Source organism: Bradyrhizobium sp. cf659 (assembly GCF_900113725.1).
Taxonomy (GTDB): Bacteria; Pseudomonadota; Alphaproteobacteria; order Rhizobiales; family Xanthobacteraceae; genus Bradyrhizobium.
The window spans coordinates 318,453-343,364 of record NZ_FOQJ01000005.1; the positions used below are offsets into that span (position 1 = coordinate 318,453).

General features: G+C 65.2%; 19 protein-coding genes and 1 pseudogene. 7 read left to right on the top strand and 13 right to left on the bottom strand.

What is annotated here, in order from left to right; genetic code table 11:
- Window positions 1-4 precede the first annotated feature (4 nt).
- Entirely contained in the window at window positions 5-793 is a 789-nt protein-coding gene (gene pcaH / locus BM118_RS23515) for a protocatechuate 3,4-dioxygenase subunit beta (RefSeq protein ID WP_092187858.1), read from the bottom strand.
- Between the two features lie 97 nt (window positions 794-890).
- Between pcaH and BM118_RS23520 the strand changes: the two genes are divergently transcribed.
- The 3 genes and pseudogenes from BM118_RS23520 (at window position 891) to BM118_RS42675 (ending at window position 4,757) form a co-directional block, all read left to right on the top strand.
- A complete protein-coding gene (locus tag BM118_RS23520) occupies window positions 891-1,820 on the top strand; it encodes a LysR family transcriptional regulator (protein ID WP_177234617.1) in 930 nt (309 codons plus the stop codon).
- 79 nt (window positions 1,821-1,899) lie between these two features.
- Window positions 1,900-3,204 (top strand): nicotinate phosphoribosyltransferase, encoded by a 1,305-nt coding sequence (gene pncB / locus BM118_RS23525; protein WP_092187860.1) that lies wholly within the window; start codon window positions 1,900-1,902, stop codon window positions 3,202-3,204.
- A 246-nt stretch (window positions 3,205-3,450) separates the two neighbouring features.
- Window positions 3,451-4,757, top strand: a pseudogene (locus tag BM118_RS42675) (GGDEF domain-containing protein).
- Between the two features lie 15 nt (window positions 4,758-4,772).
- Here BM118_RS42675 and BM118_RS23535 read toward each other — a convergent pair.
- On the bottom strand, window positions 4,773-5,393 hold the full coding sequence (locus tag BM118_RS23535; RefSeq protein WP_092187861.1) for a TetR/AcrR family transcriptional regulator: 621 nt from the start codon (window positions 5,391-5,393) through the stop codon (window positions 4,773-4,775).
- A gap of 51 nt (window positions 5,394-5,444) precedes the next feature.
- On the opposite strand from BM118_RS23535, the gene BM118_RS23540 reads away from it, so the two are divergent.
- From BM118_RS23540 to BM118_RS23550, 3 genes are all read left to right on the top strand, one after another.
- A complete protein-coding gene (locus tag BM118_RS23540; RefSeq protein ID WP_092187862.1) occupies window positions 5,445-5,711 on the top strand; it encodes a hypothetical protein in 267 nt (88 codons plus the stop codon).
- A 356-nt stretch (window positions 5,712-6,067) separates the two neighbouring features.
- On the top strand, window positions 6,068-9,472 hold the full coding sequence (locus BM118_RS23545; RefSeq protein WP_092187863.1) for an acyl-[ACP]--phospholipid O-acyltransferase: 3,405 nt from the start codon (window positions 6,068-6,070) through the stop codon (window positions 9,470-9,472).
- Between the two features lie 5 nt (window positions 9,473-9,477).
- Window positions 9,478-10,146, top strand: a complete 669-nt coding sequence (locus tag BM118_RS23550; protein ID WP_092187864.1) for an alpha/beta hydrolase family protein — start codon at window positions 9,478-9,480, stop codon at window positions 10,144-10,146.
- 4 nt (window positions 10,147-10,150) lie between these two features.
- On the opposite strand, the gene tcuB is transcribed toward BM118_RS23550, so the two are convergent.
- From tcuB to tcuA, 3 genes are read right to left on the bottom strand one after another with little or no spacing between them, the layout of a single operon-like run.
- Window positions 10,151-11,251: a tricarballylate utilization 4Fe-4S protein TcuB gene (gene tcuB / locus BM118_RS23555; protein ID WP_092187865.1), complete on the bottom strand. Its 1,101-nt coding sequence runs from the start codon at window positions 11,249-11,251 to the stop codon at window positions 10,151-10,153.
- Between the two features lie 4 nt (window positions 11,252-11,255).
- Complete coding sequence (locus BM118_RS23560) at window positions 11,256-12,284, bottom strand: alpha/beta hydrolase (protein WP_092187866.1); 1,029 nt, start codon at window positions 12,282-12,284, stop codon at window positions 11,256-11,258.
- Window positions 12,285-12,311: 27 nt separating this feature from the next.
- Entirely contained in the window at window positions 12,312-13,703 is a 1,392-nt protein-coding gene (gene tcuA, locus BM118_RS23565) for an FAD-dependent tricarballylate dehydrogenase TcuA (RefSeq protein ID WP_092187867.1), read from the bottom strand.
- Between the two features lie 156 nt (window positions 13,704-13,859).
- On the opposite strand from tcuA, the gene BM118_RS23570 reads away from it, so the two are divergent.
- On the top strand, window positions 13,860-14,540 hold the full coding sequence (locus tag BM118_RS23570; protein ID WP_177234618.1) for a GntR family transcriptional regulator: 681 nt from the start codon (window positions 13,860-13,862) through the stop codon (window positions 14,538-14,540).
- A 17-nt stretch (window positions 14,541-14,557) separates the two neighbouring features.
- Here the strand turns inward: BM118_RS23570 and BM118_RS23575 are convergent, their stop codons facing one another.
- The 8 genes from BM118_RS23575 to BM118_RS23610 form a co-directional block, all read right to left on the bottom strand.
- Entirely contained in the window at window positions 14,558-15,643 is a 1,086-nt protein-coding gene (locus tag BM118_RS23575) for a HupE/UreJ family protein (RefSeq protein ID WP_092187869.1), read from the bottom strand.
- An 18-nt stretch (window positions 15,644-15,661) separates the two neighbouring features.
- Entirely contained in the window at window positions 15,662-16,135 is a 474-nt protein-coding gene (gene ybaK, locus BM118_RS23580; protein ID WP_092187870.1) for a Cys-tRNA(Pro) deacylase, read from the bottom strand.
- Window positions 16,136-16,376: 241 nt separating this feature from the next.
- Window positions 16,377-19,145, bottom strand: a complete 2,769-nt coding sequence (gene fdhF, locus BM118_RS23585) for a formate dehydrogenase subunit alpha (protein ID WP_092187871.1) — start codon at window positions 19,143-19,145, stop codon at window positions 16,377-16,379.
- On the bottom strand, window positions 19,142-20,845 hold the full coding sequence (locus tag BM118_RS23590; RefSeq protein WP_092187872.1) for an NADH-ubiquinone oxidoreductase-F iron-sulfur binding region domain-containing protein: 1,704 nt from the start codon (window positions 20,843-20,845) through the stop codon (window positions 19,142-19,144). Before BM118_RS23590 ends, fdhF begins: the two co-directional genes overlap by 4 nt.
- A gap of 154 nt (window positions 20,846-20,999) precedes the next feature.
- Window positions 21,000-21,281, bottom strand: a complete 282-nt coding sequence (locus tag BM118_RS23595) for a hypothetical protein (protein ID WP_011085103.1) — start codon at window positions 21,279-21,281, stop codon at window positions 21,000-21,002.
- A 93-nt stretch (window positions 21,282-21,374) separates the two neighbouring features.
- Complete coding sequence (locus BM118_RS23600) at window positions 21,375-23,030, bottom strand: OFA family MFS transporter (protein WP_092187873.1); 1,656 nt, start codon at window positions 23,028-23,030, stop codon at window positions 21,375-21,377.
- A gap of 317 nt (window positions 23,031-23,347) precedes the next feature.
- The gene (locus BM118_RS23605) at window positions 23,348-23,611 is read right to left on the bottom strand and encodes a sulfurtransferase TusA family protein (protein ID WP_027549445.1); all 264 of its coding nucleotides are present in this window, start codon (window positions 23,609-23,611) and stop codon (window positions 23,348-23,350) included.
- 44 nt (window positions 23,612-23,655) lie between these two features.
- Window positions 23,656-24,912 carry a molybdopterin molybdotransferase MoeA gene (locus BM118_RS23610; protein WP_092187874.1) on the bottom strand — a complete coding sequence of 419 codons (1,257 nt, stop codon included), beginning with the start codon at window positions 24,910-24,912 and terminating at the stop codon, window positions 23,656-23,658.

Here is a 24,912-nt window from a genome sequence, read left to right on the forward strand (position 1 = left end):
TGGCTCAGTTCCCCTCGGTGCGATTTTCAAAATAGGTGGAGCGCTGGCCGCGCAGAACGATGTCGAAACGGTAGGCGAGCGAATCGAACGGCGTCGAGGCGTTGAGGTCGAGCGGCGCGACCAGGCGGTCGAGCGCATCCTTGTCCGGGATCGTCGTCAGGATCGGGCAGATCGGGATGAGGGGATCGCCCTCGAAATACATCTGCGTGATCAGCCGCTGCGCAAAGCCCGAGCCGAACACCGAGAAGTGGATATGGGCGGGCCGCCAGCTGTTGACGTAGTTGCGCCAGGGATAGGGCCCGGGCTTCACGGTGCGGAAATAGTAATAGCCGGTGTCGTCGGTCAGCGCGCGGCCGCAGCCGCCGAAATTCGGATCGATCGGCGCCAGATACGTGTCCTTCTTGTGCCGGTAGCGGCCGCCGGCATTGGCCTGCCAGAATTCGACCAGAGTGTTCGGCACGCCGCGGCCGGTCTCGTCCAGCACGCGGCCGTGGACGATGATGCGTTCGCCGACGGGATCGCCGTCCTTGGCGTAGTTGCGGATCAGGTCGTTGTCGAGCGGGCCGAGATCGTTGTGGCCGAACACCGGCCCGGTGATCTCCGAGACCGAGTTCTCCAGCGACAACAGCGACTGGCGCGGCGAGCGCAGCACCGAGGATTTGTAGCCCGGCGCATGGGCCGGCGGATGGATGGAGCGGTCGCGCTGGAAGAAGCCGCCGTCGCCGAGCGGCGAGGCGAACGGCTCGGGGCGGTTGAGGCGGGGATCCTGCAAGGCTGGCGCCTGGGCATTCATCGGCGTTGTCTCTCCCTAGGGCATCCCGGGGTCCGGGTGCGCGGCTTATTGAACGATAATGCCGCCACCTATTCTCAAGATAAATAGATCGATTATAATGAATTCCATGAAAAAAATCGATCATTTGGCCCTCGACGGCCACGCCCTCGAATTGTTCCTTGCCGTGCTGGAGGAAGGCTCGGTGACGGCGGCCGCAACGCGGCTCGGCCTGACGCAATCCGCGGTCAGCCACGCCCTGAACAAGCTGCGGCGGATCGCCGGCGATCCGCTGTTCGCCAAATCGGGCCGCGGCATCGTCGCCACCGCACATGCGCAGGCATTGGCCGCGAAGGCGCGCGCGCTGATCGACGAGATGCGCAGCTTTGCCGGCGGCGTCAGCTTCGAGCCGGCGCAGGCCCAGCTCTCGCTGACGATCGCCGCCAACGACTTCCAGCGCGACCTCCTGCTGCCGCGCTTCTTCGGCCATGTCACCGGCCAGGTGAAGAGCCTGAACCTGCGCGTGATCCCCTCGCAATCGCCCTCGCCCGCGATGCTGCGCGAGAACCGCTGCGATCTCCTGATCACGCCGCTGCCGCCATCCGGCATCGACATCGTGCAGAAGCGCCTGCTCAGCGATCACTACGTCTGCTATTTCGATCCCAAGGCGCGCACTGCGCCCGCCGGCCGCAGCGCCTATCTCGCAGCACGCCACATCACCGTGGTCTATACCGACAATGAGCGGCTCGACTTCGACCGCCGGCTGGCGGCGAACGGCTTCCACCGCGACATCGCCATCTCCGTGCCGAGCTTCTCCGGCGTACCGTCGTTCCTGCGCGGCTCACAGATGCTCGCGAGCATGCCGAGCCTGCTCGCCTCGGGAGTGATGGGGGGCTTCGCGCAAACGCGAATTCCGCTGGCCTCACGCACCCGGACGCTGGCCGAGCTGCCGATGTTCATGGTCTGGCACCAGCGCTACCAGAAGGACCCGGCCCATCGCTGGGTCAGGAGCCAGCTCGAGACCGTGGCGGCGACGGCCGCGGGAGACTGAGCCTCGGTCACGGTTCGCGGAAGCCTGCCCTCCGCCGAACCCACTGGTTGCCCTGCGGCAGCCACGCTAGAATTGCCCCATGACAGTGACCGATATTGCGAGCCGGACCTACAATCACAGCTGGCGGCTGGATCCCATCATCCGCAGCCTGCTGGATACCGACTTTTACAAGCTATTGATGTTACAGATGATTCGGGAGGACTACCCGGATCGGCGGGTGACCTTCTCGGTCATCAACCGCTCGCGCCACGTGCGGCTCGCCGAGATCATCGACGAGGGCGAGCTGCGCGCCCAGCTCGACCACGCCCGCACCATCCGCTTCACCAAGAAAGAGCTGATCTGGCTTGCCGGTAACACCTTCTACGGCAAGACCCACATGTTCTCGGCGGATTTCATCCGCTGGCTCGCCGAATTCCGCCTGCCCGAATACGAGCTGCGCAAGGTCGAAGGCCAGTACGAAATACATTTCCACGGGCCGTGGACCCACACCACGATGTGGGAGATTCCGGCGCTCGCGATCCTGAACGAGCTGCGCTCGCGCGCGGCGATCAAGGGCCGCGGCCGCTTCGAGCTCGACGTGCTCTATGCCCGCGCCAAGGCCAAGCTGTGGACCAAGGTCGAGCGGCTGCGCAAGCTGGAGAATTTGAGGCTCTCCGACTTCGGCACCCGCCGCCGTCACGGCTTTCTCTGGCAGCGCTGGTGCGTCGAGGCGGTGAAGGAAGGCCTGGGCTCATCCTTCATCGGCACCTCCAACGTGCTGCTCGCGATGGACAACGATCTCGAAGCCATCGGCACCAACGCGCACGAGCTGCCGATGGTCGCGGCCGCGCTCGCCAAGGACGACGAGGAGTTGCGCTGGGCGCCCTATCGCATCCTCGACCAGTGGCGTCAGACCTATGGCGGCAATTTGCTGATCGCGCTGCCCGACGCCTTCGGCACAAAGGCTTTCCTGCGCGATGCGCCGGAATGGGTCGCCGACTGGACCGGCTTCCGCCCCGACAGCGCGCCGCCAATCCAGGCCGGCGAGGAGATCATCGCCTGGTGGGAGAAGAAGGGCCGCAACCCCAGGGACAAGCTGCTCGTCTTTTCCGACGCGATGGACGTCGGCTCGATCGAGGAGACCTATCACCACTTCACAGGCCGCGTGCGGCTCTCCTTCGGCTGGGGCACCAACCTCACCAACGACTTCGTGGGCTGCACCCCGGACGGCTCGTTCAATCTCGATCCGATCTCGCTGGTCTGCAAGGTGTCGTCGGCCGACGGCCACCCGGCCGTCAAGCTCTCCGACAATCCGGAGAAGGCGACCGGCCTTCCGTCGGAAATCGAGCGTTACCTGCGGGTGTTCGGCGACGTCGGCCGCGTGCGCAAGCCGGTGCTGGTCTAGCACCGGCCCCAACTCTCTCGATCAAGTAAACCGCGCAGGACAAATGCGAGGCATTGGTTCGCCGATGCCGCACCGGTTCCGGTTTGTCGGCATTTGCAACGATCTGCACGCATCCACTTCACGACGCCTTCACCCTGCGATGCAGTCCCTCGTCTCTTTCAGGTCGAGTTAAGCAACCATCTCCTCTACTTGGCGTTGCAGGCGCAACGCTCGACTGGGGTCGTTGATCGATTTGGGGAACTAAGGGTGTTTCGGAGAACATCGACGTCGACGAAGGGGCACAGCTTCCTTCACGTCATCAAGCTCGTCTCGCCTTTCGTGATGGTCGTTGTCCTCCAGGCGACGATTGCGGGATTCAGCCTCGAGGTGATGTCATCGGTCCGCGCCTATGTCGCGGGCGAAGCGCTGTGGTCGCGCTCGCAGAAGAATGCCGTCTATTTCCTCAATCGCTATCTGCATTCGGGCGAGCCGAGCCAGTTCGCGCAATACCGGGCCTCGCTCGCCGTCCCCATCGGCGACCAGTTCGCGCGCTGGGCGCTCGAGCGCGATCCGGTCGACGTCGAGGCCGCCCGCATCGGCTTCCTGCAGGGCGGCAACCATCCCGATGACGTTCCCGGATTGATCTGGCTGTTTCGTTATTTCAACCGCGTCAGCTTTCTCCAGGAAGCCATCCGCGAGTGGGCCGCCACCGATCCCATGCTGCTGGAGCTGAGCGTATTCGGCGAGGTCATCCGGTCGGAGCTGGAGAACGGCCCGGTTCGGGACGGCAGCCGCCTGCAATTCCTGTCGTTGCGGCTCTCGGAGCTCAACACCCAGTTCACGGTGCATGCGAACCGCTTCTCCACGGTCCTGGGCGAAGGCTCCCGCGCGATCAAGTTGACGCTGACCTGCATCAACATCGTCACCGCCGTGACGCTGATCCTGCTGCTGATCTGGCATACGCGGCGATTGGTGCTGAACGACAGGCGTTCGAGGATGCCCTGCATGCCGAGAAGGAGCGCCTGGCCTGGCAGGCTTCGCACGACTGGCTGACAGGCCTTGCCAACCGCCGCGCCTTCGAGGCGCGCCTGCAAGGCGAGCTGGACAATGTCGCGGCAGGCTCGCTGGGCCTGATCCTGCTCGACCTCGACCAGTTCAAGAACGTCAACGACAGCTGCGGCCATCTTGCGGGCGACCGCCTGCTCTGCCAGGTCTCGCGCCTCCTGCAACAGGACAGGCGGCCGCATGATCTGGTGGCCCGGCTCGGCGGCGACGAATTCGGCCTGATCCTGCCGCAGTGCTCGCCGTTCGACGCAGCCGACATCGCCGAACGGCTGCGGCGATCGCTCGAGCTGTTCAGCTTCGCCTGGGACGATCGCTGCTTTGCAGTGACCGCCAGCATCGGCGTCACCTGCATCACCGACCGCGACACCACGCTCGAGGACGCGATGCGGCGCGCGGATGCCGCCTGCTATCGCGCCAAGGAAAAGGGACGCAACCGGGTTCAGGTCGACGGAGTGCGGCCCGACGTCGTCCTCATTGCAGCGCGGCCACGCGAAGCTGCACGCGCCTGAGGCTGCCTTGCCCTGTCACCGCAAAGGCAGAATCCCGAGGCCCGCGAGGTGCGCGTCGAGGAACTGCTCAACCTGCTGGCGCAGCAACTGGGGCGGCACGGCCACCATGCGCTCCTCGAGACCGAGCGAGATGATGCCGTGCACCGCCGAAAACAGGGTGCGCGACAGCAGCGCTATCTTCACGTCATCCGCATCCGGTAGCAGCCGCACCAGAGGCGGGTGCATCAGCGCGAACGCGTCCATCACCATCTGAAGGATGTCGTCCGGATAGGGGCGATCGTCCTCCATCCGATGCTCGAACAGCGAACGCAGCAAATTGGCGTGCTCCGCGAAGAATTCGAGATAGGTCTCGGCAAGCCCGTAGAGCTGGCGAACCGGATCCTCGGCCGAAACCCCGGCAAGCCGCGCCGTGAGCGCCTGAACCGTCTCCTGATTGACGGTCAGGATCACCCCGTCGAAGTCGCCGAACTCGTTATAGACGCTGCCGACCGAGCAGCCGGCGGCTTCGGCGACGTCACGAACCTTCAGTGATTTCAATCCCTTAGTTGAAATTATGGTGCGGGCGATCTCCAGGATCAGGAGCCGCCGCCGATTTTTTTTCTGGTCCCGCAACGATTCTTCTTGAACATTGTTCATTTTCAAGCTACTCATGTGAACATTGTTCAAATTAACCTGGAGACCTGCAAAATGCAAACCCTCGCTGTTGATATCGCCGCCACCTTCATCGATGACGCCGCCGCCCTCGTGACCGGCCTTGGCCGGGCCGCCCTCAAGCGCGCGATGGCGCCGATCGATCGCATCGCCAATGCCTGCGACATTGCCGGCGTGCTCGCTGAGCGTCGCGCGACGTTCCGGATGTGGCGCGCCAACCGTAGCCGCGCCCGCCGCGAAGGCCGCAGGTCCAGCCTGCTTGGTCGCTTCTCACCCTTTCGCCACCTCGCCCATCTCACCTGAGGCGCGCGCCGCGAAGCGGTTCGAATGCAAGAAAAGGCTGCAATGAAGGACTTACCATTTGCCGACATTCGCAGCCGATGTCGCGGGCCTTACCGGTACGGTTCAGTTTTTGCTCACGGCCCGTCGCATATCCGGGTCAGCGCGGCCCTTCCACCCAAAGCCGACGCGGCCGCAACCGGAAATTTGCGAACCTAACGAGACCATTTGGAGACCAACAGGATCGGAGGGATCGAGGGGACAGAGGCAGGCCGACGACAATCGTCACCCTGCAATCGTTCGTCCCATGCCCTTCCGGTCGTGACGCTTTTACCGCCACCGAAACAACCTCAGGCTGCCTTTCCAAAACAGGACTAGTCATGATCAGGGAATTGATGTCGTCACGCCGCTTCGCGCCGCTGTTCTGGGCGCAGTTCTTCTCGGCGCTCAATGACAACGTGCTCAAGAACGCACTCGTCATCATCTTGCTCTACAGCGCCGCAACCGGCCATGGCGATGCTCTGGTGACGGTGGCAGGCGCCGTCTTCATCTTCCCCTATTTCATCCTGTCCGGGCTCGGCGGACAGCTCGCCGACAAATACGTCAAATCCGTCGTCGCAAGGCGGCTCAAATTCGCCGAGATCTTCGCCGCGGGCTTCGCCGCCGCCGGCTTCTTCCTGCATTCGGTGCCGCTGTTGTTCGCAGCGCTCGCGCTGTTCGGCATCATCGCCGCCCTGTTCGGCCCCGTGAAATATTCCATGCTGCCGGACCAGCTCGAGCTCGGCGAGCTCGCGACCGGCAACGCGCTGGTGGAAGGCGCGACCTTCATGGCCATCCTGCTCGGCACCGTCGCCGGCGGCCAGTTCGTGGCCGGCTCCGCCCATATGGGCTGGGTCGCGTCGGCCGTGGTCGTGCTGGCCCTATTGTCCTGGGCCTTCGCCTCGCGCATCCCGGCGACCACGCCATCCGCGCCCGATCTGCCCGTCGACGCCAATCCCTGGACCTCGACGCTTGGCCTGCTGAAGACGCTCCATGCCGATCACCGGCTGTGGGACGGCACCGTCATCGTCTCCTGGTTCTGGCTGGTCGGCGCCATCGTGCTGTCGCTGCTGCCGTCGCTGGTCAAGGAGGTCGTCGGCGGCACCGAAGGCGTGGTGACGCTGTGTCTGGCCATCTTCGCGATCGGCATCGCCATCGGCTCGCTGTTCGCGGCGCAACTGAGCCACGTTCGCCCGAACCTCGCGCTGGTGCCGATCGGCGCCATCATCATGGGGTTTGCCGGCCTCGACCTCGCCTGGGCCATCGGCGTGACCAGCAAGGGACACGAGATCACCGCGCTCGACTTCGCAACCTCGTTCGCGGGCCTGCGCATGCTGATCGACTTCGTCGCCTTCGCATTCGGCGGCGGCTTGTTCGTCGTCCCGTCCTTCGCCGCCGTGCAGGCCTGGTCGGCACCGTCCGAGCGCGCCCGCATCATCGCCGCCGGCAACGTGTTGCAAGCCGCCTTCATGGTGGTCGGCTCGCTGTTCGTCGCGCTGTTGCAGGCGGGCGGATTGCATGTCGGCTGGATCTTTTTCGGCCTCGGCGTCGCCAGCTTCGGCGCGGTGTGGTTCGTGCTGACCAAGTGGGGCAAGGAAGGCGTGCGCGACTTCGGCGGGCTCTTGTTCCGCGCGCTGTTCCGCACCGAGGTTCGCGGGCTCGAGAACCTGCCGCCTGCCGGCACGCGCATGCTGATCGCGCCGAACCATGTCAGCCTGATCGACGGCCCGCTGTTGCACGCCGTGCTGCCGATCGACGCGAGCTTCGCGGTCGATACCGGCATCTCCAAGGCCTGGTGGGCCAAGCCGTTCCTGCGGGTGGTGAAGCACTACACCATGGACCCGACCAAGCCGCTGGCCGCGCGCGACTTGATCAAGCTGGTCGCCGCCGGCGAGCCGGTGGTGATCTTCCCGGAAGGACGCATCACCGTCTCCGGCTCGCTGATGAAGGTCTATGACGGCACCGCGATGATCGCCGACAAGGCCGACGCGGTGGTCGTGCCGGTGCGCATCGAAGGCGCGCAGCGCTCACATCTCAGCTATCTCGACAGCAGCCAGATCAAGCGCTCGTGGTTTCCGCGGGTGACGGTCACGATCCTGCCGCCGGTCAAGCTGCCGGTCGATCCGTCGCTGAAGGGCAAGGCGCGCCGCAATGCCGCCGGCGCCGCGCTCCAGGACGTGATGATCGACGCTCTCGTCAAGAACGCCATGCTCGATCACACGCTGTTCGAAGCGCTCGGACACGCCTATCGCGACCGCGACACCGGCAAGGTCATCGTCGAGGACGCGCTCGGCACCAAGCTGACCTATCGCAAGCTGATCCTGGGCGCGCAGGTCTTGAGCCGGAAGCTGGAAGACTGCACCTCCGTCGGCGAGAATGTCGGCGTGCTGCTGCCGAATTCCGCGGGCGTCGCCGTCGTCTTCATGGCGCTGCAAAACATCGGCCGGGTGCCGGCCATGCTCAACTTCTCGGCCGGCCCGGTCAACGTGCTTGCCGCCATGAGGGCCGCGCAGGTCAAGACCGTGCTGACCTCGAAGGCCTTCATCGAGAAGGGCAAGCTCGACAAGTTGATGGCCGCGATCTCCGCGGAGGCCCGAATCGTCTATCTCGAGGATGTCCGCGCCTCGATCGGGACGGCCGACAAGATCAAAGGCCTGCTCGCAGGTACCGCGCCGCGTGTCACCCGCCAGGCCAACGATCCGGCCGTCGTGCTGTTCACGTCGGGCTCGGAAGGCACGCCCAAGGGCGTGGTGCTGTCCCACCGCAACATCCTTGCCAACGCCGCACAGGCGCTGGCGCGCGTCGATGCCAACGCCAACGACAAGGTGTTCAACGTGCTGCCGGTGTTCCATTCCTTCGGGCTGACCGGCGGAATGATGATGCCGCTGCTCGCGGGTATTCCGATCTACATGTACCCCTCGCCGCTGCACTACCGGATCGTGCCGGAGCTGATCTACCAGACCGGCGCCACGATCCTGTTCGGCACCGATACGTTCCTCACCGGCTATGCGCGCTCGGCGCATGCCTACGACTTCCGCACCTTACGTCTCGTGATCGCCGGCGCCGAAGCGGTCAAGGATCGCACGCGGCAGGTGTTCATGGAGCGCTACGGCATCCGCATCTTCGAAGGCTATGGCGTCACCGAGACCGCGCCGGTGCTGGCGATGAACACGCCGATGGCCAACCGCCCCGGCACCGTCGGCCGCCTGTCGCCGCTGATGGAAAGCCGCCTCGATCCGGTCCCCGGCATCGAAGAAGGTGGCCGCCTCTCGGTGCGCGGACCGAACGTGATGCTCGGCTACTTGCGGGCCGAAAATCCCGGCGTGCTCGAGGTGCTCGCGGAGGGCTGGCACGACACCGGCGACATCGTGGCGATCGACGCGGCCGGCTTCATCACCATCAAGGGCCGCGCCAAGCGCTTTGCCAAGATCGCAGGCGAAATGGTCTCGCTGTCGGCGGTCGAAAGCATCGCAGCGACGCTGTGGCCGCAGGCCGGCTCGGTCGCCGTGTCGATCCCCGACCCGCGCAAGGGCGAGCGCATCGTGCTGCTGACGACGGAAAAGAACGCCGAGCGCAGCGCGATGCAGGGCCAGGCCAAGGCGATCGGCGCCTCCGAGCTGACCGTTCCCGCCGCGATCATGGTGGTCGACAAGGTGCCGCTGCTCGGCACCGGCAAGACCGACTATGTCACGGCAACGACGATGGCCCGTGAGCAGGCGTCCCCGCCGGAACGCGAGGTGGCGTAAGCCGGATGCACGAGGCGCCTGAAACAGGCAGCGCGCGACGCCCGGGAGTGGTTTTGCTCCACGGCATCGCGCGCACCTCGGCATCCCTGACCAGGCTCGAACGGGAGCTTCAGGCGAGCGGGTTCGCGACGCTCAACATCGACTATGCCAGCCGCAGCAGGCCGATCGCAGCGCTCGCGGACGACATCCATCCGGCCATCGTCAGCTTCGCCGAACGTGACGCGCCGCTGCATTTCGTCGCGCATTCGATGGGCGGCCTCGTGGCGCGCGCCTACATCGCAAAATACCGGCCGGCCAGGCTTGCCGGAATCGTGATGCTGGGCACGCCGAACGGCGGCAGTGAGGTCGCCGATCTCCTGAGCGGATCTCGCCTCTACCGCGCATTCTACGGACCCGCCGGACTCGAGCTCACCACTGTGGCCCAGCCGGACGCCCTGCCCGCTGTGGATTATCCCGTCGGCGTGATCGCAGGAAGCCGCTTCATCGATCCCGTCGCCGGCCTGTTCGTCCTGCCGAAGCCCAACGACGGCCGGGTGTCGGTGCAAAGCGCGATGCTGGCCGGCATGGCCTACCATATCGTGGTGAAGGCATCCCACACCGGGCTGCCGCGTCACGCCGCCGCGATCGCACAGACGATCGCCTTCCTGCGTGAAGGCCGTTTTCAGTCGGGGTAACGGGTCACGGCGCCGTCCGCCGTTCCTGTGCATAGCGCACCAGCGCCGCGAAGCGATAGATGCCGTGCACGAACTTGCCGTAGGGCATGGTGATGAACAGCGCGAACACCGCGCCGAGATGCAGCGCCAGCAGCGGTCCCATGGCGGCCGTCTCGCGCAGGATCAGAAGCAGCATGCCGGTGAGCCCGGTCAGGAACAGCATGGCGATGAAGCCGACATCCATGCCGTAGCGCTGCTCGTCGAGCAATTCCGGCGCCCTGCGCAATCTCGCGACGAACAGGCCGATCGGCCCGACGATGAGGCCGATGCCGCCGAGCGCACCGAGCACGACGGGCAGATCCCACCACGGATACGGCGCCTCGCGTCCAAGGAGATAGTGATAGAGCGTGGCGACAGACGTCGCGCCAAAGCACAGCAGGAAGCCGTAGAACGTCAGGTGATGGAAAAGCTTGCGCCGGTCGGTCGGCTTGTCGTCCTCGTTGTAACAGCCGACGCCGCCGCCATGGAGATAGCGCAGCTCACCGGCATCGCGGATCGCCTGGACAATCGAACTTCCGTCGGCGCGGCCGCCGATCGGCGTGCCGATATCGCGCCAGAAGGCGCGCACGCTCATGACCAGCGCGAGGATGGAATAGAGGAACGCGGCGCTGAACAGCGCGGCCATCGCATTGTGCGGCATCAGTCTGTAGAATGCGCCCGGCCCCGTATGGACACCGAACAGCACGCCGCGGTCGTTCAGGGCGGCGAAGCCGAGGATGAAGAGCGCCATGCTGAGCGCGGCGACGATGCTGATGACGAGACCATTGCGCGCGAAGGCGCCGGACAGCGCCTGCGGCCAGGCATAGGCCGCATAGGACTCCGCGCGCGCGACCGCGAGCGTCTTCGGGACGTTGACGTTGAATTCGTGCGGCGGCGAGAACTGGCAATCGACGTAGCAGGCGCCGCAGGCATGGCAAAGGTTGGCGAGATAGTTGAGGTCGCCGTCGGAGAACGCACGGCGCATCTCCATCGCCGGGAACACCGCGCACAATCCCTCGCAATAGCGGCAGGAATTGCAGACCGTCATCAGACGGTCGGCTTCGTCCAAAATTTGGGTTCCGTGCATAGCTTTACTTCGTCAGGCCCTTTCCCTCGAGCCATTTCTGGATCAGGGCTGCGACCTCGAGGTTGTTCTTGTCCATCATCACCAGATGCGAATTGCCCTTGATGCCGGCCTGCGGGAGGTCGACGATATCGACGCTGCCGCCAGCCGCCTTGATGGCGTCCGCGAAGGCGATGCCGTTGGCGCGGATCTTGGGCCAGCGCGAATCGCGCTCGATATAGTCACCGTAGATGATGAGGGTCGGAATGTTCTTCAGCACATCCGCCCTGGCGGGATCGCCGATGCCGGCCGGCTCGATCGCAATCAGCGCCTTGACCTTGTCAGGCCGGGCCTGCGCGACCTTGAATCCGAAGCTGCCAGCCTGGCTGTGGAACAGGATCACCGAGGGGCCGACGCGATCAATCTCGGCGATATAGGCGGCGATGGTCGCATCGTCAGTCGTGGTCCAGCGCGGCACGTTCTGCTTGACGAAATTCTCGTAGCCCTCGACGGGAAACTGGTTGCCCGGGAGCACCTTTCGCTTGGCGGGATCGGGGTCGTAGGAATTCGGCCCATCGCCGATGCGGAAACGTTCGAACGGATTGGCTGTGGTGAGGAAGACCGGCTCGCTCTTGAAGACGTCGGGGTATTGCGCCCAGCCTGCGCGTCCGCGCTCCACCGCGTCGGAATTGTAGACCGCCCACCCCTTGCGCAGAAAATAGTTCAGCCAACCTTCGCGTCCGTCAGGCGTGGTCTCGTAGGTGACGCCGGTCAGTCCGCCGCCGTGCCACATCAGCAGCGGATAGGCACCCTTCTCGTTCGCCGGCAGGAAATATTGCACGTACATCTGCTCGACCTGATAGGTGCCGTTGGGATCGACCTTGGCCGGTACGCCGCCAGGCGCGAACACGACCTCCTTCACCGGCTTGCCGGAGATTTCGACAAGACGCCCGCCGACATGGAACGAACCCATGTCGCGCAGGGTGATCGGCTCGGCGGCGCGGGCCTGGCCGACGATCAGCAATGCCGTGATCGACGCAATCGCAATGCGTGACATGGTTCCTCCCAGAGTCTTTTCTTCATTCTAGTTCTTCGCATGGCGTGCCGCTTCCCGTCCTGCGATCCGCCCGAACACGCTGCCGATGGTCATGCCCATGCCCGCCGCATAGCCCTTGCCGAGCACATTGCCGGCCATGATCTCGCCGGCCGCGAACATGTTCGGCGACGGCTTGCCGTCAGCCATCAGCATCCGCGCCTCCCTGGTCACGCGCGTGCCGAGATAGGTGAAGGTGATGCCGGGCCGCACCGGATAGGCGAGATAGGGCGGCGTCTCGATCCGCCGCGCCCAATGCGTCTTCGGCGGCGTGATGCCTTCGGTGCGGCAGTCGTCCAGGATGGTGTGATCGAAGGTGCCGGGCCGCACCGCGGCGTTGAATTCGGTGACGGTCTTTTCCAGCGCGGCCGGATCAAGCTCCAGCTTGCCGGCGAGCTCGGCCACCGTCTGCCCGGCGATCGGCGGAAACAGCGTCGGCATGAAGCTCGTGACGACAGTCGAATCGAAGATGATGTAGGCGATCTGGTCGGGCTGCGCGGCGACCAGCCGGCCCCAGATCGCATAGCGCTTCGGCCAGATGTCCTCGCCCTCGTCGTAGAAGCGCTGGGCGTGCTTGTTGACCACGATGCCGAACACCACGGAGTCGTGGCGGGTGATGATGCCGCCGTCGAATTTCGGCGCGCGGGCGTCGATCGCGACCGCATGGCACTGGGTGGGATCGCCGACCTCCTGCACGCCCTTGTCGAGCAGCATCTTCAGGATCGAGCCGCGGTTATAGGGCGTACCGCGGATCAGGAAATTGTCGGCGGCCTCGCCCCAATATTGCTTCAGCCATTCGATGTTCGCCTCGAACCCGCCGGCCGCGGCGACCAGCGACGTCGCGCGGATCTCGGTCTCGCCCTTGATCGGGCGCTTGAGGCGCGCGGCCAGGAACATGCCGTCCTCGATCACGAGGTCGATGACCTCGGCATCGTATTCGACATCGACGCCGAGCCGCTCGGCGGTGAGGTAGAGCGCATTCAGCATCGCCCGGCCGCCGCCGAGGAAGAAGGAGTTGGTACGGCCGAGGCTCAGCGTGCCGCCGAGCGAAGGCTGCCAGCGCACGCCCTGCTCCACGATCCAGTTCAGGATGTCCTTGGATTCGCGGATCATGTGGCGAGCCAGCACTTCGTCGGTCTGCCCGCCGGTCACGCGCAGCAGGTCCTCCCAGAACTCCTCTTCGGTGTAGGGGCCGGTCAGGATTTCGGTGGCGGCGTCGTGGGCGCAGCGCATGTTGCGGGTGTGGCGGGTGTTGCCGCCGCGATAGAATTTTGGCGCGCCTTCGAGCACCAGCACCGAGGCGCCGCCACGACGCGCCGCGATCGCCGCGCACAGCGCCGCATTGCCGCCGCCGATCACCAGCACGTCGTACTTGCTGCTCATGCCGTCTGCCCGATGCGACGAAGTTGGAGACATTCTGCCCGCCGGCGGCCTCGGTCAACCGGTCCGCCATTGCGTACTTTTGTATACAAAGATATACAGAAACTGCGCAAGCGGCATCTCTGCATGGGCAGGATGCGCTTGGCGCTTCGAGGATGCATGACCAGACGCCCGGCAAAGGCAGGATCGATCGCGCGCGGCGCGGGCGTCGCGCTGGGCGAAGCCGTGTTCCGCTCACTGTGCGAAGCGCTCCAGGCCGGCAGCTACCGCGCGGGCGATCGCCTGCGGGAGGAGGAGGTGGCACAGCGGCTGAAGGTCAGTCGCACGCCGGTTCGCGAAGCGCTGGGCCGCCTCGCCGCGCGCGGCTTCGTCGAGCCCGCCGGCGGCCGCGGCCTGATCGTCCGCAACCTCGATATTTCCGAGGTGCTCGAGCTCTACGCCATGCGCGAGATCATGGAAGGCGCCGCCGCGCGCCTGGCCGCGGAGCACGCCTCGGCGACGGAGATCGACGCGCTCAGGGACATCGAGCAGACCTTTGTCGAGGCGTCCGAGACCGACGCCACCGAGATGGCAAGGCTCAACCGCGCCTTCCACGAGGCGATCTGCCGCGCCGCGCGCAACCGCTATCTCGACAACGCCTCCCGCGAACTACAGGACTGGATCGCCCTGCTCGGCCCGACCACCTTCACGGTGACGGGACGTCCCACGACCAGCCACGGCGAGCACCAGGCCATCATCGACGCGATCGCCGCGCGCGACGGCGACAGGGCCGAACGGCTCGCGCGCGCACACATCCGCGAGGCGCTGCGCTGCCGGCTGAAATTGTTGCAGAAGCAATAGGCCGATCGTCCGCCCGATCACGCCTCGAACACGCGCGTCAGCAGCCAATAGCCACCGAGCAGGCTGATGATTGCGGACACCGTGTAGACGAGCTTCGCAGTTCGCACCGGCTCGGTCCGGCCGGCACTGGTCAGCCGGTCCAACAGGCCGAGCATCGGCAGCATGACCGCAACGATCGCAATCTGCCCGATCTCGACGCCGACGTTGAAGGCGGCCTGCGCCGGGACGATGGCATTCGGCGGCAAGCCGATCTCCCGAAGCGCGCCGGCAAAGCCGAAGCCGTGGATCAGGCCGAACAGAAAGGCCACGCGCCAGCGCTTGTCGATATCGCGCGAGACAAAATTCTCCACCGCCACGAACACGATCGAGGCCGCGATCGCAGGCTCCACGGTGCGGCCCGGGATGACGAGGACATTCAACGCCGCCAGCGACAACGTCATGGAATGGGCGATGGTGAAGGCGGTAACGATCTTGATGACCGGAACAAGCCGGCGTGCCCAGAGCATGACTGCGACCAGAAACGCGACATGATCGTAGCCGAGGAAGATGTGCTCGATGCCGGCGACGAGATAGCGCTGCATGGTCGAGGACAGCGATGGCGGCGCCGTCGAGAGCGTGACCGTCGTGTTGCCGGCGTCGAGCAGGGCCTGCGCCTCGGACCTGCCCTGCGCGATCAGCACCACCTGACGCGCGGCCCTGTCCTTCTCGGTCAGCACGGTGGAGCGATAGACGATATCGCCGGCCGTGTTCGCGCAGGCGAAACTGTTGCGATAGACGACGCCATCATCATCCGGGAGGATCGCCGCAACACCTGGCGCGCAAGCCGTGCCGCCGGCTGTCACGGCCAGATGCCCGTCGAGATAGGCAAGGATGGCAGTCCTGGCCGCTTCGACCGCGGCCGGATCGACCGCATCCTGCCTCGCATCATAAATCTTCGTGCCGATCAGGCGATCGACGTCGCTGCCTTTCAATCCCAGCTCGACGGTCACCGTGCGATCGCCGGTCAGCGCCACGCGCGCCGTCGCGAGGTTGACCTGATGCGCCTCAGCGGAAAAGCAGGCGCCGAGCAGAGCCGCGAGCCACAGCAGCCGGGCCCGCCTCATGATCCCGCTCCGTCGCCTTCACGCCAGCACATCCGCGACGACCGCCTTGGAGACATCCCGGACGTCGGCGGGCTTGAGCCGCACCTGCAGTCCGCGCTGGCCGCCATTGAGATAGACGTAGTCATGCGCGAGCGCGCTCTGCTCGATCACGGTGCGCACGGGCTTGCGCTGCCCGAACGGGCTGATGCCGCCGACCTTGAAGCCGGTCACGCGCTCTGCCTCCGGCGGTTTCATCATCTGCGCCGACTTGCCGCTCGCCGCCGCGGCGAGCTTCTTCATCGAGACTTCCTGGTCGGACGGAACGATCACGCAGACCGGCTTGCCGTCGACGAGCGCCATCAGCGTCTTCAGGACGCGCGCGGGATTCTCGCCAAGCGCGGCGGCGGCCTGGAGCCCGATGCTCTCGGCATCGGGATCATAGTCGTAAGCGTGCACGGTGAAGGCAACACCGGCGGCCGCGAGCGCACGTGTGGCGGGAGTGACCTTGGACATGGGCGATGTTTACCACCGCCGCTGCGAGGAGCGAAGTGCCTGGGGTCGCGCCCTCAGCCGTCGTCCTGGCGAAAGCCAGGACCCATTACCCCAGGGAGGCGTTTGGCGAAGATTCGTGGTGCGCGGTACCATCACCAATCCCAATCGATAGATCACGCGGTATGGGTCCTGGCTTTCGCCAGGACGACACCGAGGGTTTGGCCTTCTTGTCGCGTCAAAAACCACGGAGTGCGACTAGCGCCTACTCCGCCGCGTCCCGCATCTCGGCGCGCTCGGCTCTGACCGCGCAGAACTTGAATTCCGGAATCTTGCCGAACGGATCGAGCGCCGGGTTGGTCAGGAGGTTCGCAGCCGCTTCCGCGTAGCAGAACGGCATGAACACCATGTTCTCCGGCACGTCGCGATCCGAGCGGACCTTGACCTCGACGGCGCCGCGGCGGGTCTCCAGGCGAATGAAGTCGCCCGGCGCGAGCTGCTTCTTGTGCATGTCCTTCGGGCTCATGAAGGCGACCGCCTCCGGCTCGATCTGGTCGAGCACCTGCGCGCGGCGGGTCATCGAGCCGGTGTGCCAATGCTCAAGCACGCGGCCGGTCGAGAGCACCATCGGATATTCGGCGTCGGGAAGCTCGTCCGGCGGGATGACGTGGGCCGGCACGATCTTGCCGCGCCCGCTCGCGGTCGGGAAGCCGGTGGTGAAGATGATCTCGTTGCCCGGCTTGTTCGGATCGTCCGCCGGATAGGTGACGGCACCTTCGCGCACCAGCCGTTCCCAGCTGATGTTCTTGAGCGACGGCATGAGCTCTGCCATCTCGGTGTAGACCTCGCCGGGGCCGGCATAATTCCACGGCAGGCCCATGCGCTTGCCGATCTCCTGGATGATCCAGAGATCCTGCCGCGCATCGCCCGGCGGCTTGACCACCTGGCGCGCGAGCTGCACGCGGCGATCGGTGTTGGTGAAGGAGCCGTCCTTCTCGGCGAAGGCCGAGGCCGGCAGGATGACGTCGGCGTGGAACGCGGTCTCGGTGACGAAGAGATCCTGCACCACGAGATGATCGAGCATGGCGAGCGCGTGGCGCGCATGCTGGAGATCGGGGTCCGACATCGCGGGATTCTCGCCCTCGATATACATGCCCTTGATCTCGCCGGCATGGATCGCGTTCATGATCTCGACCACCGTGAGGCCGCGCACGGGATCGAGATCCTGCTGCCACAGCTTCTCGAAGGCGCCGCGCAAGTCGTCGCGGCCGACCGGCTGGTAGTCCGGCAGGAACATCGGGATCAGGCCGGCGTCGGAGGCACCCTGGACGTTGTTCTGGCCGCGCAGCGGATGCAGGCCGGTGCCGGGGCGGCCGACCTGGCCGGTGATCAACGCCAGCGCAATCAGGCAGCGCGCATTGTCGGTGCCGTGGACATGCTGGCTGATGCCCATGCCCCAGAAGATGATCGACGACTTTGCCCGCGCATAGGTGCGCGCAACCTCGCGCAGCGTTTGCGCCGGGATGCCGCAGATCGTCTCCATCTTCTCCGGCGTGAATTCCTTGATCTTCTCCTTGAGGTCCTCAAAGCCCTCGGTGTAGCCGGCGATGTACTGGTCGTCGGTCAGGCCTTCCGTGATGATCGTGTTGATCATCGCGTTCAGCATGGCGACGTCGGAGCCGGGCTTGAACTGCAGATGCTTGGTCGCGTGGCGCGACAGCGTCTGCCGGCGTGGGTCCATCACGAACAGCTTGGCGCCATTCTGCTTGACCGCGTTCTTGATGAAGGTCGCGGCGACCGGATGGTTCACGGTCGGGTTGGCGCCGATCACGATGATCACCTCGGCGTCCATCGCCGCGGAGAACGGCGCCGACACCGCGCCCGAGCTGAGACCTTCGAACAGCGCCGCCACCGACGAGGCGTGGCAGAGCCGGGTGCAGTGGTCGACATTGTTGGAGCCGAAACCGGTGCGCACCAGCTTCTGGAACAGATAGGCCTCTTCGTTCGAGCCCTTGGCCGAGCCGAAGCCGGCCAGCGCCTTCACGCCATTGGTGTCGCGGATCTTGACGAGACCCTTGGCGGCGATGTCGAGCGCTTCCTCCCAGCTCGCTTCGCGGAAATGGGTGAAGGGATTGGCCGGATCGACCTGGTCGTTGGCATCCTTCTTCGCATTGGGCAGCCGCACCAGCGGCTTGGTCAGGCGATGCGGATGGTGGATGTAGTCGAAGCCGAAGCGGCCCTTGACGCAGAGACGGTTGCGGTTGGCGGGACCGTCACGGCCCTCCGCATAGATCACCTTCTCGTCCTTGACCTCATAGGTGACCTGGCAGCCGACGCCGCAGAACGGGCAGAGCGAGTCCACCTTCCTGTCGGCATAGGTGACGCGGGTCTGCTTCTCGTCGAGCATCACGGCCGGCATCAACGCGCCGGTCGGGCAGGCCTGCACGCATTCGCCGCAGGCGACGCAGGTGGACTCGCCCATGGGATCGTCGAAGTCGAACACGATCTTCGAGCCATGATTGCGGTAGGCCATGCCGATGACGTCGTTGACCTGGACCTCGCGGCAGGCGCGCACGCACAGGCCGCACTGGATGCAGGCATCGAGATTGACGCGCATCGCCGGATGACTGGCGTCGGTCGCCCAGCGCTCGGCGGCGGGAAAGCGGCTCTCGGTGACGCCGGTGGCCTCGGCCCAATGCCAGAACTTCGAATCCGGATCGTGCGAGGTCTCGCGCGCCGGCTGGTCGGCGACGAGCAGCTCCATCACCATCTTCTGCGCCGAAACCGCGCGCGCACTTTCGGTCTTCACCTTCATGCCGACCGACGGCGTGCGCTTGCAGGATGCGGCGAGCACGCGCTCGCCCTCGATCTCGACCATGCAGGCGCGGCAATTGCCGTCGGGGCGATAATCGGGCGCCGGCGAGTAGCACAGATGCGGAATGTCGCGGCCCTGGCGTTTTGCGACCTGCCAGATGGTCTCGCCGGGACTTGCCTCGACCTGCTTGCCGTCGAGCTCGAACGTGATTTTGGTCATTCGGCCGCTTCCTTGAACTCGTCAGGGAAATATTTGATCACGGTGGCAAGCGGATTCGATGCCGCCTGTCCGAGCCCGCAAATCGAGGCATCGCGCATCGCCTGGCTCAATTCTTCCAGCAAGGCGCGGTTCCAGACCGGCTTCTGCATCAGCAGCGCCGCCTTCTGGGTTCCGACGCGGCACGGCGTGCACTGGCCGCAGCTCTCGTCCTCGAAGAACTTCATCAGGTTGAGCGCGGCGGCGCGCACGCTGTCCTTCTGCGACAGGATCACGATCGCGGCCGAGCCGATGAAGCAGCCGTATTTCTCCAGCGTGCCGAAATCGAGCGGAATGTCGTCCATCGATGCCGGCAAAATGCCGCCGGACGCGCCGCCCGGCAGGTAGGCGTAGAAGGTGTGGCCGTCGGCCATGCCGCCGCAATATTCGTCGATCAGCTCGCGCACGGTGATGCCTGACGGCGCGAGCTTCATGCCGGGATTTTTGACGCGGCCAGAGACCGAGAAGCTGCGCAGGCCGTGACGCTCGTGGCGGCCGTGGCCCTTCCACCAATCGGCGCCCTTCTCGACGATGTCGCGCACCCACCACAGCGTCTCAATGTTGTTGATCAGCGTCGGCAGGCCGAACAGGCCGACCTGGAATGGATAAGGCGGCTTGTGCCGGGGCAGGCCGCGCTTGCCCTCGATGCTCTCGAGCAGCGAAGATTCCTCGCCGCAGATATAGGCGCCGGCGCCACGGCGCATGTGCAGCGTCGGGCCATCCGGCGGCAGCTTCGCGATCTCGCGCTCCAGGATCTCGCGCGAGGCCGGATATTCGTCGCGCAGATAGATGTAGACGTCGGAGGCCTGCACCACATGCGCGCCGATCAGCATGCCCTCGATGAAGCGATGCGGATCGCTTTCGAGATAGACGCGATCCTTGAACGTGCCGGGCTCGCCCTCGTCGCCGTTGATCGCCATCAGCCGCGGGGCGGGCTCGCCCAGCACCGCGCGCCATTTGCGACCCGTCGGGAAGCCGGCGCCGCCGAGACCGCGCAGCGAGGCGTCGTCGAGCGCCTTCAGCAGATCATCCTTCGGCAATTCACCCGAACGAACGCGATTGAGCAGCTTGTAGCCGCCGCCCGCGACATAGGCGTCGTAGTCGATATATTTGGGCAGATGCGCGTGGGTGTCGCCGGCCTTCGCCGCCGCCATCACATTGGCGACGGTCGCATGATCGACGAAGTTGTGTCCGACTTCCGCGGCAGGTGCGGTGTCGCAGCGGCCGACGCAGGGCGCGCGCACGACGCGGATGCCGGGACCCGACGTGCTCTGCAAATCCGCGAGCAGCTTCTCGGCCCCGAGCATCGCACAGGTCAGTGAATCGCAGACGCGGATCGTCAGCGGCGCGATATCAGGCTCACCTTCCTTCACGATGTCGAAATGCGCGTAGAAAGTCGCGGTCTCGAACACCTCGGCGAAAGCGAGCTTCATCTCGTCGGCAAGCGCGGCAAGATGCGCCGCCGAGATCTGGTGATATTTGTCCTGGATCAGGTGGAGATATTCGATCAGGAGGTCGCGCCGCCGCGGGCGATCGCCGAGCAACTGCTCGATCTCGTGCGCGGCGGTGGGATCGACCTGCCGCCCCTTGGGCGTGGCCTTGGCTCGCTTCCGTCCCTCGCCCGGATGTTCGAACGAGCGGACCTCGTGCACGTCATGGCTCATCGATGAGTCTCGTCAACCTTCTTTAGAATGCGTCCAAGTCTAGCTCTTGGCATACCAGATGCCAAGAGAATTCATCCATTCCGATAAGCATTTAAGGGGCATGCGGCCAACAAGCCCCACGCCCCTTACCTCGAACTGTTCGTGGAACCCGACCTCAGGTCTTGTTCATGCACTCCTCGATGTAGAACCAGCGGTCGTCGCCCGCGAGGCCCTTGGACTTCACGTCGGCGCGGCAGGCCTTGAGCTTCGGCTTGTTGGCGGACCACTTCGCCTTCATGTCCTTCAGCTTCTGCATGGTGAGCTTGATCTTGCCCGGCTTGGCCTCCGTCGTCGCGGCCGGTGCTGTGGTGGCAGGCGCCGCTGCGGTCTGCGCGGACGCGGCATGAAGGCCGGCGACCAGCAACACGGCCGCAAGGCAAATTCGGGTGCGAAGCATTTAAATCCCCTTAAGTCCCAGTCTCGATGATGTCTGAAAGGCGAACGCCGCGGGACGCCGATGATGAGCATCCCGCGGCTGTCTTGATAGCGATCAGAATATCTTGACCGCGCTCTCCAGCGTCTTCCAGACACCCCAAGCTAAGGGAATGCCGACGAAGGCCCAGAACAGCGCCGCCTTGGCGTCAAGCCCGCCAAACCCGATGCCGTAGGAGCCGTGCGGCCCCGCCGCGGCGGCGCTGGCGCTCGCCGCCTGCAACTTGGCGACATCGGCCTCCTTCATGTGCCACTTCGAATCGACCGGCTTGATCAGGTAGTTGCAGATCAGGCCCGCGATCAGCATCGCGCACAGGATGTACATGGTGGTGTTGTAGAGCTGGTCGCGCGGCACGCCGGCCGCGAGCTGGAACTCGCGGATGTAGTTGACCACGACGGGGCCGATGATGCCCGCGGTGGACCATGCCGTCAGCAGCCGGCCGTGGATGGCGCCGACGAACTGCGTGCCGAACATGTCGGCGAGATAGGCCGGCACGGTCGCGAAGCCGCCGCCATACATCGACAGGATGATGCCGAAGCCGAGCACGAAGAGCAGCTTCGAGCCCATCGCCGCAAAGGTCGGCGCCAGCGCATAGAGCACGATGCCGAGGATGAAGAAGGTGTAGTAGGTGTTCTTGCGTCCGATCTTGTCCGACAGCGACGCCCAGAAGAAGCGGCCGCCGATGTTGAACAGCGACAGCAATCCGGCGAAGCCCGCGGCGATCGCGGCGATCTGCGCCTTCTGCCCGGCATCGAGCGCGTTGAAGCCGACGTCCGGCAGGCCGATCAGCTTGCCGGCGAAGATCTCCTGGAGCATCGGCGACGCCATGCCGATCACGCCGATACCCGCCGACACGTTCAGGCAGAGCACCCACCAGATCAGCCAGAACTGCGGCGTCTTGTGTGCGTCGTTGAGATGAACGTTGTTCTTCGAGATCATCGCGTTGGCCTTGGACGGCGGGGTCCAGCCTTCCGGCTGCCAGCCGGGCGGCGGCAAGCGATAGCGGAACGCGCCGATCATCATGAACACGAAGTAGATGACGCCCATCGCGACGAAGGTCTCCCAGACGCCGACCGACGTCGGGGTCTTGAAGTAGTTCATCAAGAGGTTCGCCAGCGGCGCGCCGATCATGGCGCCGCCGCCGAAGCCCATGATGGCCATGCCGGTCGCCATTCCGCGGCGGTCCGGAAACCACTTCACCAGCGTCGACACCGGCGAGATATAGCCAAGGCCAAGGCCGATGCCCCCGATCACGCCCGAACCTAGCCACATCAACCAGAGTTGGTGGGTGTAGATGCCGATCGCGCCGAGAAACAGGCCGCCGCACCAGCACAACGCGGCAACGAAGCCGGCCTTGCGCGGACCGACCCGCTCGAGCCAGCCGCCCCAGATCGCGGCCGAAACGCCGAGCAGCACGAAGAACAGCGTGTACATCCAGCCCAGGCTCGCGACTTTCCAGTCGCAGGTGGTGGAGAACAACTCCTGGAACAGCGAGATGTCGGGGCACGCCTTCGGCGCATTCAACCCGATCGCGCGCGACAGCGGCAGCCAGAACACCGAGAAGCCGTAGGCCATGCCGATGCAGAGATGGATGCAGAGCGCAGCCGGCGGCACCAGCCAGCGATTGAACCCGGCGGTCGCGATGGTCCGCTCACGATCAAGAAAGCCAGAGCCAGCGCCCGATATCGTTCCAGCGCTCTCAATAGTCGACATACAGTCCTCCCCTCAGCCGCCCTTCTGAGCGGCCTGCCGCTAAGATCCTGATCCTCAGCCATTCACGGTGCAGCCAGTGTCCCCGCTGCCCCGCATAGTCATCCGGCGCGCGCCAGGATCGGTCACGCGCCTTCGAAAAGTTAACCCCTCGAGCAGGGCTCTATGCCCGATACAACGTACAGGCTTCGTGTTTGGCCCGGTGATCCGCGTATCGCAGACAAGACTCAACCTCCGCGCCCGCACGGAGAAAGTCAATTTGGGCAGAAGCCATGATCGATGTCGATAGACAAAAGGTCGGTATCACCGCGGTAACGCGCTCAAGAACGCGGCGCACCATTGGCGTTGCCTATCGGACCATTTGTCTTTTCTATCAAGAACACGATGCGCGCGTCGTTGCGCTCGGTGATCTCCACCGTGTCGCCGGTCTCGCGAATCAGGTTCGGAATGTCGATCACCGACAGGGGATCGGTGCAGTACACCTCGAGCTGATCGCCCGGCTGCAACGGTTTGAGCGCCTTGCGTGTCTTCAGGGCGGGCAGCGGGCATTTCAGCCCGGTGAGATCGAGGGTGGTTCTGGTCATGGGCGCAACATGGCGGGGCCGGTGCGTGGCGTCAACGCAACCGGTCAGAGCAGATCGGCATAGGGCAGGAAACCTACGCTCTGTCCCGGCTCGACCCGCGTGATGTCCTCGCCGAGCTCGACGAGGCCGTCGGTCTCGACCAACGACGACAACAGCCCGGCGCCTTCGCGCGGGAACTTGATTGCCTCCAGCGCGCCGTCTTCTCCCCGCCGCAACGAGGCACGAACATATTCGCGGCGGCCGATCTTCTTCTTGTAAGCGAACGCCGCACGCACCGGGATCGGCAACAGCGGTTCCGACAAACCACCCATCAACGCCAGCACCGTCGGCCGCACCACATGGACGAAGGTGACGAAACTCGCGACGGGATTGCCGGGCAGGCCGATCAGCGGCGTGCCGCCGATGATGCCCATCGCCACCGGACGGCCGGGCTTGATCGCCATCCGCCACAGCACCAGCGAGCCGATGCTCTCGACCGCCGCCTTGACGTGATCCTCCTCACCGGTCGAGACGCCGCCGGTGGTGAGGATCAGGTCGTGGGCGCCTGCGACCTGTTTCAAGCCGTCGGCAAGCGAGGTCCGCTCGTCACGCAAGATGCCGAGATCGCTGACCTCGCAGCCGAGCCGGCGCAGCATCGCCATCAGCATGAAGCGGTTGGAGTCGAACAGCTGCGAGGCGGCGCGCGGCTCGCCCGGCGACGCCAGCTCGTCGCCGGTCGAGAACACCGCAACGCGGATGCGCCTGACGACGTCGAGCCTGACAAGGCCGAACGCCGCGGCAAGCGCGACATGCTGTGGCCGCAGCCGCTGGCCGGCGCGCAGCGCGACCTGCCCTTCGGGAATGTCCTCGCCGGCAGGGCGGACATTGGCGCCTGGTTTCAGCCCTGGCGGCAGCACGACCTTGCCGGAATCATCGATGCGGACATCCTCCTGCATGAAGACGGTCCCGGCATCCGGCGGCATCGGCGCGCCGGTAAAGATGCGCGCGGTGTGGCCGGGCCTGATCGGCGCCTGAACAAGGCCGCCGGCCTGGATGCGGCCATCGAGCGGGAACGCCCGTTCCGCGCTGTCCGGAAGATCGGCATTGCGCACGGCATAGCCGTCGACAGCGGAATTGGTGAAGGGTGGTAACGGCAGGGGCGCGGCGATGTCTCGGGCCAGCACGCGCCCGTCCGCATCGACCAGCGCCACGGTTTCGACATCGGCAATCGCGTTGACGCGCGTCGTGATCAGACCAACGGCCTCGTCGACCGACATCATCGGTCCGCCAAAGGCAAAGCAATCGTCAGACAGTTGCGCCAT